Here is an 11,299-nt window from a genome sequence, read left to right as displayed (position 1 = left end):
GACAGCACGAACGGGGCCGGGCCGTCACAACGGCCCGACCCCGTCGGGTGGTTCTCAGATCTCGCCTCGGAGCTTGGCGAGCGCCTCGGCCAGGATCGCCTCGCCGTCGGCGTCGGTGCGGCGCTCGCGGACGTACGCGAGGTGGGTCTTGTAGGGCTCGTTCCGGGACGGGGCGGGCGGGTTGTGCTCGTCCTGTCCGGCCGGGAAACCGCAGCGGGGGCAGTCCCAGGTGTCCGGGATGACCGCCTCGGCGGCGAAACTCGGCTTGGTCTCGTGCTTGTTGGCACACCAGAAGGAGATCCGGTTTCGGGGGGCGGACTCGCCGCGCTCCGCCTCACCCATCGGGCCGGCGCCGACTCTGCTGCCACGAATGGCGTTGCCACTTGCCACGGTCTGACTCCCTGCGTGCTGGTGCGATGCGATCTCGGCCGCTGCCCGGAGAGGGCCGTTCACCCGTGCCCGGTGTCGACGACAGGACGGCAGCCGATATCCACTGCCGCCCGGCCGAGGCCGACGGACGGTGGCGAAGTCGTCCTAGTGTAAGCAGCGGTTAAGGATCTGTCCGCACCACCTCCGGCACTTCACCGTTCCGAGCATAAGCCGCGGATCGACGGAGCGTCAGATGTGTGCGAAAGCTTGACCGAAGGCCGGGCTCAGCTCTTGTACTTGAGCACCAGACCGAGCACCACGATGCAGGCGAACCAGCCGAGCGCGACGATGATGGTGATGCGGTCGAGGTTGCGCTCGGCCACGGCCGAGCCGCCGCCGGTGGACATCGCGCCACCACCGAACATGTCGGAGAGACCGCCGCCCTTCCCCTTGTGCAGCAGCACCAGGAGGATCATCAGCATGCTGAAGACGATCAGCGCAATCGTGAACCCGAGAACCACAGCGGGACCAATCTCTCGTATCTTCGGCGAAGGGGCCGGGCCGCTCGAAGCGGTCCGGCCCCAAAGCCTACGTTGCCAGGGTGGCGTTAGCCTACTGCCTGCTCACGGTAGCGCACGATCTTGACGAACTCGTCGGCGTCCAGCGAGGCACCGCCGATCAGCGCACCGTCCACGTCGGGCTTGGCCATCAGGCCGGCCGCGCTCGACGACTTGACCGAACCGCCGTACAGGACCCGGACCTTGCCGGCCAGCTCGGCCGAGTACAGCTCGCCGAGCCGGACCCGGATCGCGGCGCAGACCTCCTGCGCGTCCTCGGGGGTGGCCACCTCGCCGGTGCCGATCGCCCAGACCGGCTCGTACGCGACCACGATGGTCTCGGCCTGCTCGGCCGAGACCTCGCGGAGCGCGCCGTCGAGCTGGGCCAGGGTGTGCTCGACGTGGGTGCCCGCCTTGCGGACCTCCAGCGGCTCGCCGACGCACAGGATCGGGGTGATCCCGTTCCGGTAGGCGGCCTTCACCTTGGCGTTGACGATGTCCTCGTCCTCACCGTGGTACTGCCGGCGCTCCGAGTGGCCGATCGCCACGAAGGTGCACTTCAGCTTGGCGAGCATCGGGCCCGAGATCTCACCGGTGTAGGCACCGGAGTCCTGCGCCGAGAGGTCCTGGGCGCCGTACTTGATCTTCAGCTTGTCGCCGTCCACCAGGGTCTGCACGGAGCGCAGGTCGGTGAACGGGACCAGGACGGCGACCTCGACGGCCTCGTAGTCCTTGTCGGCCAGCGCGAAGGCCAGCTTCTGGGTGTGCTGGATGGCCTCGAGGTGGTTGAGGTTCATCTTCCAGTTGCCCGCCATCAGCGGGAGACGCTCGGTCATGTGCTCAGCCTTCCAGGGCGGCGAGACCGGGCAGGGTCTTGCCCTCGAGGTACTCGAGGCTCGCGCCACCGCCGGTCGAGATGTGCCCGAACTTCTTCTCGTCGAAGCCCAGGATGCGGACGGCCGCGGCGGAGTCGCCGCCACCGACCACGGTGAACGCGTCGCTGTCGAGCAGCGCCTGCGCGACGGCCTTGGTGCCCTCGGCGAAGGTCGGGTGCTCGAAGACGCCGACCGGACCGTTCCAGAACACGGTCTTCGCGTCGGCCAGCTTCGCGGCGAACAGCTCCCGGGTCTTCGGGCCGATGTCCAGGCCCTCCTTGTCCGCGGGGATCTTGTCCGCGTCGACCACCTCGAAGTCGGTGACCGGCGCGTGCGTCCTGGTGTCGGGGAAGCTCGCGGAGATCGCCACGTCCACCGGGATGACGAACTCGACGCCGTTGGCCTTGCCGCGCTCCAGGTACTCCAGGACGACCGGGATCTGGTCCTTCTGCAGCAGCGAGATGCCGACCTCGTGGCCCAGGGCCGCGAGGAAGGTGTAGGCCATGCCGCCGCCGATCAGGATGCGGTCGGCCTTGCCCAGCAGGTTGTCGATCACGCCGACCTTGTCGGAGACCTTGGAGCCGCCGAGCACCACCACGTACGGGCGCTCGACCTCGTCGGTCAGGCGCTTGAGCACGCCGACCTCGGTGGCGATCAGGTCGCCGACCGCGTGCGGCAGCCGGGCCGGGAGGTCGAAGACCGAGGCGTGCTTGCGGTGCACCGCACCGAAGCCGTCGCCGACGTAGAGGTCGGCCAGCTCGGCCAGCTGATCGGCGAAGGCGCCGCGCTCGGCGTCGTCCTTGGCGGTCTCGCCGGCGTTGAAGCGCAGGTTCTCCAGCAGCGTGACCTCGCCGTTCGCCAGGGCGGCGACGGTGGCCTTCGCGCTCTCGCCGACCGTGTCGGTCGCGAAGGCGACGGACTGGCCGAGGATCTCGCCGAGGCGGACCGCGACGGGGGCGAGCGAGTACTGGGGGTCGGGCGCACCCTTGGGGCGGCCCAGGTGGGAGGCGACGATCACCTTGGCGCCGGCCGCGACCAGCTTGGCGATGGTCGGGGCGACGGCGCGGATCCGGCCGTCGTCGGTGATCCGGCCGTCCGAGAGCGGCACGTTCAGGTCGGCGCGGACGAACACCCGCTGGCCGTCGACCTGGAGGTCTTCGATGGTCTTCACGGTCTTCGAATCTCCTGGGGAGAAAAAGTGGCGGAGGCACTGCGGCGGGCCACCGATGAAGCGAGAGGGAACGCAGAGCGAGGGCCCGAACGGTCTTCGTCCGGGCCCTCCCTCACATCACGTCAGCTTCCGCTGGATTCAGAGCTGGCCACCGACGAGGGTGGTCAGGTTCACCAGGCGGTTGGAGTAGCCCCACTCGTTGTCGTACCAGCCGAAGATCTTGACCTGGTTGCCCTGCACCATGGTCATCAGCGAGTCGAAGATCGTGGAGAACGGCGAGTTCACGATGTCGGAGGAGACGATCGGGTCCTCGGTGTACTGCAGGATGCCCTTGAGGGAGCCCTCGGACGCCTTCTGGAAGGCGGCGTTGACCTCCTCGACGGTGACCTCGCGCTCGAGGGTGACGACCAGGTCGGTGATCGAACCGGTCGGGACCGGGACGCGCAGCGAGGTGCCGTCCAGCTTGCCCTTGAGCTCCGGCAGGACCAGCGCGGTGGCCTTGGCGGCACCGGTCGAGGTCGGGATGATGTTGATGGACGCGGCGCGCGCACGGCGCAGGTCCTTGTGCGGGAAGTCCAGGGTGACCTGGTCGTTGGTGAACGCGTGCACCGTGGTCATCAGGCCCTTGACGATGCCGAAGTTCTCCTGGAGAACCTTGGCCATCGGCGCCACGCAGTTGGTGGTGCAGGAGGCGTTGGAGATGACCGTGTGGTTCGCCGCGTCGTACTTCTCGTCGTTGACGCCCATCACGATGGTGACGTCTTCGTCGGTCGCGGGGGCCGAGATGATGACCTTCTTGGCACCGGCGGTGACGTGCTTCTTCGCAGCGTCGGCCTTGGTGAAGATGCCGGTGGACTCGATCACGATGTCCACGCCCAGCTCGCCCCAGGGCAGGTTGGCCGGGTCGCGCTCGGCGATCACCTTGAAGGTGTGGCCGTCGACGGTGATGCTGTCGGCGGTGTGGCTGACCTCGCCCTGGAGGGTGCCCAGGATCGAGTCGTACTTGAGCAGGTGAGCCAGGGTCTTGGTGTCGGTCAGGTCGTTGACACCGACGATCTCGATGTCCGCGCCCTGGGACTTAACCGCACGGAAGAAGTTGCGGCCAATGCGGCCGAATCCGTTGATGCCTACCCGGATCGTCACGAACCGATCTCCTCGTTAGGTGCGCCGGACTGTGCCGACGGGGTGGAAATGGGATGTCCCCGACCACCCATGACCCTACCTCTCCCAAGGTGGCCGGGGCACATCGCCTCACCGTCTCCGGCGCCTCCCGGGGGCTCGAACACCACTATTCAGGGCTTCGGTCCCTGTGCCGCAGGGCAGTTGGTCCTGCTGCCCGAACGGCCCAGTGGCGATCCGCCGGGCGGTTCGAACGCGGAACGGCCGGTGCCCGCGATGCGGACACCGGCCGTTCGGAAGATGAGACTGCGTCAGCTCATCGCCATCTCGTCGGTCAGGTTGGCCTCGGTGCTCGGCAGGCCGAGCTCGGAGGCGCGCTTGTCGGCCATCGCCAGCAGGCGCCTGATCCGGCCGGCCACCGCGTCCTTGGTGAGCGGCGGGTCGGCGAGCGCGCCCAGCTCCTCCAGCGAGGCCTGCTTGTGCTGCATCCGGAGCTGGCCGGCCGCCGCCAGGTGCTCCGGCACCTCCTCGCCGAGGATCTCCAGCGCCCGCTGCACCCGGGCGCCGGCCGCCACCGCCGCGCGGGCCGAACGGCGCAGGTTCGCGTCGTCGAAGTTGGCCAGCCGGTTGGCGGTGGCCCGGACCTCGCGCCGCATCCGGCGCTCCTCCCAGGCCAGCACCGACTCGTGCGCGCCGAGCCGGGTGAGCAGCGCGCCGATCGCGTCGCCGTCCCGGATCACCACCCGGTCCACCCCGCGGACCTCGCGGGCCTTGGCCGGGATGCCCAGCCTGCGGGCCGCGCCGACCAGGGCGAGCGCCGCCTCGGAGCCCGGGCAGGTGATCTCCAGGGAGGAGGACCGCCCCGGCTCGGTGAGCGAACCGTGCGCCAGGAAGGCCCCGCGCCAGGCGGCCTCCGCGTCGCAGGTCGCGCCCGAGACCACGGCCGGGGGCAGGCCCCTGATCGGCCGCCCACGTCCGTCCACCAGCCCGGTCTGCCGGGCCAGCAACTCGCCGTCCTTCACCACCCGCACCACGTACCGGCTGCCGCGTCGCAGCCCGCCGGGGGCCATCACCACCAGATCCGAGGAGTGTCCGAAGATCTCCAGCAGGTCCTTGCGCAGCCGCCGGGCCGCAATGCCGGTGTCCAGCTCCGCTTCGATCACGATGCGGCCGCTCACAATGTGCAGCCCGCCCGCGAATCGGAGGATCGCCGAAACCTCAGCCTTGCGGCAGCAGGCCCGGGTGACGGGGAGCCGGCTGATTTCGTCCTTCACCGCTGCCGTCATCGCCATGGGCCGATCCTTCCATGTGTCCGGAAAATCCGGTCGTACGCAGCCGCCAGAAGCTCCCGGTCGTGTCGCGGCGTGCCGTCCGCGGCGGCGACCCGGTCGAGCACCAGTGCGGCGCCCATCCGTTCGGCGGCCTTCTCGAGCCCGGCCAGGTCCGCCTGGCCGAAGGCGCCGCCGGTGACGGCGCGCTCGTCCACCAGGATCGCATCCACCGCGAGCTCCGGAGCGTGGTCGGCGACCACTTCCAGGTGGCGCTGCGGGGTGAAGCCCTCGGTCTCGCCCGGCTGCGGGGCCAGGTTGAGGGTGAGCAGCCGGCGCGCCCTGGTCCGCACCAGGGCGTCGGCCAGCTCGGGGACCAGCAGGTGCGGCAGCACGCTGGTGAACCAGGAGCCGGGGCCGAGCACCACCCAGTCCGCCTCCAGCACCGCCTCGACGGCCTCCGGGACGGCCGGCGGCTGCTCCGGCAGCAGCCGGATGGACTGCACCGTACCGGGCGTGACGGCCACGTTCGCCTGGCCCCGGACCGAGCTCAACTCGCCCGGCAGCAGCGGGTCGTGGCCCCGGACCACGGCCTCGATGTCCAGTGGGACGGCCGACATCGGCAGCACCCGGCCGTGCACGTTGAGCAGCCGGCCGACCCAGTTCAGCGCCTCCACCGGGTCGCCGAGCTTCTCCCAGAGCGCCACGATCAGCAGGTTGCCGACCGCGTGGCCGCCGAGGTCGCCGTCGCCGGTGAAGCGCAGCTGGAGCACCTCGGACCAGGTCCGGCCCCAGTCGTCGTCCCCGCACAGCGCGGCCAGCGCCTTGCGCAGGTCACCGGGCGGCAGGACGCCCAGCTCGGCGCGGAGCCGGCCGCTGGAGCCGCCGTCGTCGGCGACGGTCACCACGGCGGTCAGCTCGGTGGTCAGCCGGCGCAGCGCGGAGAGCGAGGCGGACAGGCCCTGGCCGCCGCCGAGCGCTGCCACGCTGATGGGTTTGGGTCGCGGCGCGCCTCTGGTCCGGCCCGCTGCGTTCTGGGCCCGGTCGACGGTCTTGTGCTGCCGCGTTGGCGAGTATGCCGTCACACCGACCCCACGTTCTGTTCATCGGCGCCGCCTGGTGGCGGCGGCGCCCCTTGTGTCTGTCAGAGCGACCGCCGGGGCGCCACCGTCACACCCCCGGGGTCACTCCCTGCCCATGTCGCGGTGGACCAGCACCGTCTCGACGCCGTCCGCGATCAGACGCTTCGTCAGCCGCTCCGACATCGCTACGCTGCGGTGCTTCCCACCGGTGCAGCCTACGGCAAGCGTCATGTACCGCTTGCCCTCCCGGCGGTAACCCTCGGTGATGATCCGGAGCAGCTCTGCGTAACCGTCCAGGAACTCGTTCGCACCCGGCTGCTCGAAGACGTAACCGGCCACGTCGGGGTCGGTGCCGGTGCGGGCCCGCAGCTCGGGGACCCAGTGCGGGTTGGGCAGGAACCGGCAGTCCACCACCAGGTCGGCGTCGACCGGCAGGCCGTACTTGAAGCCGAAGGACATCACGGTGGCGCGCAGCTCGGGCTCGTCGTTGTCGGCGAACGCGGCGTCCAGCTTGGCCCGGAGCTGATGGACGTTCAGGTCGGAGGTGTCGATCACCAGGTCGGCCTCGCCGCGCAGCTCGCGGAGCAGGTCGCGCTCGCGCTCGATGCCGTCCACGATCCGGCCGTCGGCCTGCAGCGGGTGCGGGCGGCGGACCGACTCGAAGCGGCGCACCAGGGCGTCGTCCGAGGACTCCAGGAAGACCACCCGGAGCCGGACCCCGCGCTTCGCCAGCTCCTCCAGCGAGGTCAGCAGGTCGTCGAAGAACTTCCGGCCCCGGACGTCGACCACCACGCCGATCCGGGGCACCGCGCCCTGCGAGCGGGCGCCGAGGTCGACCATGGTCGGGATCAGGGCGGGCGGCAGGTTGTCCACCACGAACCAGCCCAGGTCCTCCAGGCACTTGGCCGCCGTGCTGCGGCCCGCTCCGGACATGCCGGAGATGATCACCAGCTCCGGGGCGCTGTCTCCCACATCGGCCACTGTCACTTCTGATCCCCGTTCTCGGTGATTCTGCCGGAGCGTCGGACGGGCGGCGTCGGCCGTCACGGCGTCTCCTCGGTACTGTCCTCAATGATCTCGCCGGTGGCGGTGTTCACGGCGGGGGCGACCGGTGTACGGGCAGCCAACGCCGCGACAACAGTCTCCGCCGTGCGCAGACCGATCCCCGGCACCTCGCAGATCTCCGCCACCGTGGCCGCCCGCAGCTTCTTCAGCGAACCGAAGTGCTTGAGCAGCGCCTGGCGGCGAGTCTCGCCGAGCCCGGGGACCGAGTCCAGCTCCCCCGCCGTGAGCCGCTTGGCCCGCTTGCTGCGCTGGTACGTGATGGCGAACCGGTGCGCCTCGTCGCGGACCCGCTGGAGCAGGTAGAGGCCCTCGCTGGAGCGCGGCAGCACCACCGGGTCGCTGCTGCCGGGCAGCCAGACCTCCTCAAGTCGCTTGGCCAGCCCGCAGAGTGCGACGTCGTCGATGCCGAGCTCGTCCAGCGCGCGGCGGGCGGCGGCGACCTGAGGTTGGCCGCCGTCGACCACCAGCAGCTGCGGCGGGTAGGCGAACCGCTTCGGGCGGCCGTCCTCGGTACGCAGCTCGTCCGTCCGCGGCTCCTCCGCCGGCTCCTCGACCGCCCACTCGCCGGTCTGCTCGCGCTCCTGGAGGTAACGGCGGAACCTGCGGGTGATCACCTCGTGCATCGACCGGACGTCGTCCTGCCCGGCGAAGCCCTTGATCTGGAACCGGCGGTACTCGCTCTTCCTGGCCAGCCCGTCCTCGAACACCACCATCGAGGCCACCACGTCCTCGCCCTGCAGGTGCGAGATGTCGAAGCACTCGATCCGCAGCGGCACCGAGTCCAGCTCCAGCGCCTCGGCGATCTCCTGGAGCGCCCGGCTCCGGGTGGTCAGGTCGGAGGCGCGCTTGGTCTTGTGCAGCACCAGCGACTGCTGCGCGTTCCGCTGGACGGTGGTCATCAGGTCCTTCTTGTCCCCGCGCTGGGGCACCCGCAGGTCCACCTGGGCGCCGCGCAGGCCGGTCAGCCACTCCTGCACGGGGGCCAACGGCTCGGGCAGGGCAGGGACCAGCACCTCGCGCGGGACGCTCTCGGTGCCGCCGCCGTACAGCTGTTGGAGCGCGTGCTCGACCAGCCCGGCGGTGTCCACGTCCTCGACCTTGTCGGTGACCCAGCCGCGCTGGCCGCGCACCCGGCCGCCGCGGACGTGGAAGATCTGCACGGCCGCCTCCAACTCGTCCTCGGCGAGGGCGAACAGGTCGGCGTCGGTGCCGTCGCCGAGCACCACCGCGTTCTTCTCCATGGCGCGGCGGAGCGCGCCGAGGTCGTCGCGCAGCCGGGCGGCCTTCTCGTACTCCAGGTCGGCGGCGGCCTGCTGCATCTCCTGCTCCAGCCGGCGCAGGTGGTTGCCCGTCCGCCCGGCCATGAAGTCGCAGAACTCCTCGGCCAGTTCGACGTGCTCAGCGGCCGAGATCTTGCCGACGCAGGGCGCGGCGCACTTGCCGATGTACCCGAGCAGGCAGGGCCGGCCGATCTGCCGGGCCCGCTTGAACACCCCGTTGGAGCACGTCCGGACCGGGAACACCCGGAGCATCAGGTCCACCGTCTCGCGGATCGCCCAGGCGTGGCCGTACGGGCCGAAGTAGCGCACGCCCTTCTTGTGCGCGCCACGCATCACCTGGACCCGGGGGTACTCCTCGTTGAGGGTGACCGCCAGCTCCGGATAGCTCTTGTCGTCCCGGTACTTGACGTTGAACCGGGGGTCGAACTCCTTGATCCAGGAGTACTCCAGCTGCAGCGCCTCGACCTCGGTGGCCACCACCGTCCACTCCACGGCGGCGGCCGTGGTCACCATGGTCGCGGTGCGCGGGTGCAGGTTGGCCACGTCCTGGAAGTACGAGGACAGCCGGGGCCGCAGGCTCTTCGCCTTCCCCACGTAGATGACCCGCCCGTGCATGTCGCGGAACTTGTAGACCCCGGGCGAGGTCGGGATGGCCCCGGGTGCGGGCCGGTAGGTGGAAGGGTCTGCCATGCCCCTACCGTACCGATCACGCCCGACAGCCGGGGCCGCCGTGTCAGCTGCGCGCGGTATGTCCGGCTCGGTCCGCGCTAGGCGCTGAACCGGGCGGCCGCCGGGGCGGGGGCCGGGGCCGGGCCGCCGACCGTCCGGTTGAGCAGCTCGACGCCGAGCGGGGTGACGGTGTGCAGCACCGCGCCGCCCCGGCGCTGAGTGGTGATCAGGTTGGCGTTGCGCAGCACCGTGGCGTGCTGGCTGGCCGAGGCCGGGGAGACGTTGAGGCGACGGGCCAGCTCGGTGGTGGTGCAGCCCTCGGTGACGATCTCCAGGGCGGCCGCCCTGGTGCGGCCGAGCAGCGCGGTGAGCGACTGGCGGGCGGCCGGGTCCTCGCTCCACAGCCGGGCGCCGACCAGCGGGTCCCGGAGGGTGGGGAAGGCGAGCACCGCCGGGGCGTCCCTGTCCAGCGAGTCGGTCAGCAGCACCGGCGGGTCGGCCAGGAAGACCATCGGGGCCAGCACCAGCCCCCGGCCGCCGAGGTGCACCTCCACCGCGTCCGGGTACCGGATCTCCAGCACCGGTGACCGCCAGCGGATGGTCGGGGCGCAGAAGGTGCCGAGCAGCTGCTCCACCCCGCCGCTCAGCAGCGTGCGGGCCAGGTCGGCCCGGACGGCGTCCAGGTGGGCCTGGATCCGGCCCCAGTACGGACCGACGGTGAAGCGGTGGCAGGCCGCCACCGCGTCGGCCAGCTGCCGACGGGCGGTCAGGTCACCCTCCATCAGGGACCGGATCCAGCGCGGGTCGGCCTGCGGGGTCGAGATGTTGCCCAGCTCCAGCCGGACCAGCTCGTCCGGAGCGCCGAGCAGTTGCTCGAGGCCCTGCTCGACGGAGGAGCCGGTGCCGGTCAGCGCCCCCAGGTCGAAGCAGGGGCCGGGACCGGGTATCAGCGAGGCCAGCGGGCGGATCGTCTCGACCAGCCGGCTGCCGCCGAACTTCTGCCGCCAGGGCCGGAACTGGGCCCAGCCGCCCGGCCCGGTCAGCGCCTCCAGGCTGTGGTACGCCTCGGCCAGCGGCCCGACCGAAGGCGCGACCCGGACCCGGAGCAGATCGTCGGTGGTCAGATGGACACGTAACACGGCTTCCCCCCGTCCGTTTCAGACTGCACCTTTAAGGCACCCCTGAAACCCTGTCCCCCACCCGGATCCACCCCGCAGGATGATCCTCAGGTGCCGGTGCCCGGTACGGGGGTCCGGGCACCGGGGAACCGCCCGTTCGCGCGCGGCCTACTTGGTCACCTGGAAGGCGCCGTCCTTCAGGGTCACCTGGTAGGCCGGCAGCGGGCTCGGGGCCGGCCCCGCTGTCACCGCGCCGTCCGCGACCGCGAAGTGGCTGGCGTGGCAGGGGCACTGGATCTGGGCGTCCTTGACCTGGTCCACGATGCAGCCGGCGTGGGTGCACTTGGCGCTGAACGCCTTGTACTGGCCCTCGATCGGCTGGGTGATGACGATCTTGGCGTCCCGGTAGACCTTGCCGCCGCCGACCGGCACGTCGGCCGCGGCACCGACCGTCACCGGGGCGGCCGCGGCACCGCCGGAGCCACTGTCGGAGGAGGCGGACGAACCGCAGCCGGTCACCGCGACGGCACCCCCGCCGGCGGCCAGGACGGCGGCCGCGCCGCAGAGCACGGTCCGGCGGGTGGGTGCGGGGGTGGACTCGGTCATCGGTGACGCTCCCTCAGCGGGTGGACGGTACGGGCGGAACCGGCCGCAGTCTATGCGGGGAAAACCGGGGGAGCCGTCGTACCGGGGCAACCCGGTACGACGGCTCCCGCCGGAGTGGTG

General features: G+C 71.1%; 11 protein-coding genes. All 11 read right to left on the bottom strand.

The features are described from left to right. Positions 1–54 precede the first annotated feature (54 nt). The 11 genes from OHV05_RS25095 to OHV05_RS25045 all read right to left on the bottom strand — a co-directional run bounded on the left by OHV05_RS25095 (position 55) and on the right by OHV05_RS25045 (position 11,179). Complete coding sequence (locus tag OHV05_RS25095) at positions 55–390, bottom strand: RNA polymerase-binding protein RbpA (RefSeq protein ID WP_082598926.1); 336 nt, start codon at positions 388–390, stop codon at positions 55–57. 263 nt (positions 391–653) lie between these two features. Beyond that, on the bottom strand, positions 654–890 hold the full coding sequence (secG, locus tag OHV05_RS25090; RefSeq protein WP_403036083.1) for a preprotein translocase subunit SecG: 237 nt from the start codon (positions 888–890) through the stop codon (positions 654–656). Between the two features lie 86 nt (positions 891–976). Continuing rightward, on the bottom strand, positions 977–1,762 hold the full coding sequence (tpiA, locus tag OHV05_RS25085; RefSeq protein WP_403036080.1) for a triose-phosphate isomerase: 786 nt from the start codon (positions 1,760–1,762) through the stop codon (positions 977–979). A gap of 4 nt (positions 1,763–1,766) precedes the next feature. Further along, positions 1,767–2,972 carry a phosphoglycerate kinase gene (locus tag OHV05_RS25080; RefSeq protein ID WP_403036077.1) on the bottom strand — a complete coding sequence of 402 codons (1,206 nt, stop codon included), beginning with the start codon at positions 2,970–2,972 and terminating at the stop codon, positions 1,767–1,769. A gap of 138 nt (positions 2,973–3,110) precedes the next feature. Further along, positions 3,111–4,115, bottom strand: a complete 1,005-nt coding sequence (gene gap, locus OHV05_RS25075; protein ID WP_057240355.1) for a type I glyceraldehyde-3-phosphate dehydrogenase — start codon at positions 4,113–4,115, stop codon at positions 3,111–3,113. 287 nt (positions 4,116–4,402) lie between these two features. Next, positions 4,403–5,383, bottom strand: coding sequence for a DNA-binding protein WhiA (gene whiA / locus OHV05_RS25070; RefSeq protein WP_057240357.1), 981 nt, complete (start codon positions 5,381–5,383; stop codon positions 4,403–4,405). Beyond that, a complete protein-coding gene (gene yvcK, locus OHV05_RS25065) occupies positions 5,374–6,351 on the bottom strand; it encodes a uridine diphosphate-N-acetylglucosamine-binding protein YvcK (RefSeq protein ID WP_405021536.1) in 978 nt (325 codons plus the stop codon). The genes whiA and yvcK overlap by 10 nt, the downstream gene beginning before the upstream one ends. Before the next feature lie 192 nt (positions 6,352–6,543). Beyond that, positions 6,544–7,428, bottom strand: a complete 885-nt coding sequence (gene rapZ, locus OHV05_RS25060) for an RNase adapter RapZ (protein ID WP_403036073.1) — start codon at positions 7,426–7,428, stop codon at positions 6,544–6,546. A gap of 56 nt (positions 7,429–7,484) precedes the next feature. Continuing rightward, positions 7,485–9,476 carry an excinuclease ABC subunit UvrC gene (gene uvrC, locus OHV05_RS25055; RefSeq protein ID WP_405019650.1) on the bottom strand — a complete coding sequence of 664 codons (1,992 nt, stop codon included), beginning with the start codon at positions 9,474–9,476 and terminating at the stop codon, positions 7,485–7,487. Positions 9,477–9,553: 77 nt separating this feature from the next. After that, positions 9,554–10,594 (bottom strand): ArsR/SmtB family transcription factor, encoded by a 1,041-nt coding sequence (locus OHV05_RS25050; protein ID WP_405019649.1) that lies wholly within the window; start codon positions 10,592–10,594, stop codon positions 9,554–9,556. A gap of 147 nt (positions 10,595–10,741) precedes the next feature. Beyond that, positions 10,742–11,179, bottom strand: coding sequence for a Rieske (2Fe-2S) protein (locus OHV05_RS25045; RefSeq protein ID WP_405019648.1), 438 nt, complete (start codon positions 11,177–11,179; stop codon positions 10,742–10,744). Positions 11,180–11,299: the final 120 nt, after the last annotated feature.

Source organism: Kitasatospora sp. NBC_00070 (assembly GCF_045041205.1).
GTDB lineage: Bacteria > Actinomycetota > Actinomycetes > Streptomycetales > Streptomycetaceae > Kitasatospora.
This window is presented reverse-complemented; position numbering and strand designations above follow the sequence as displayed.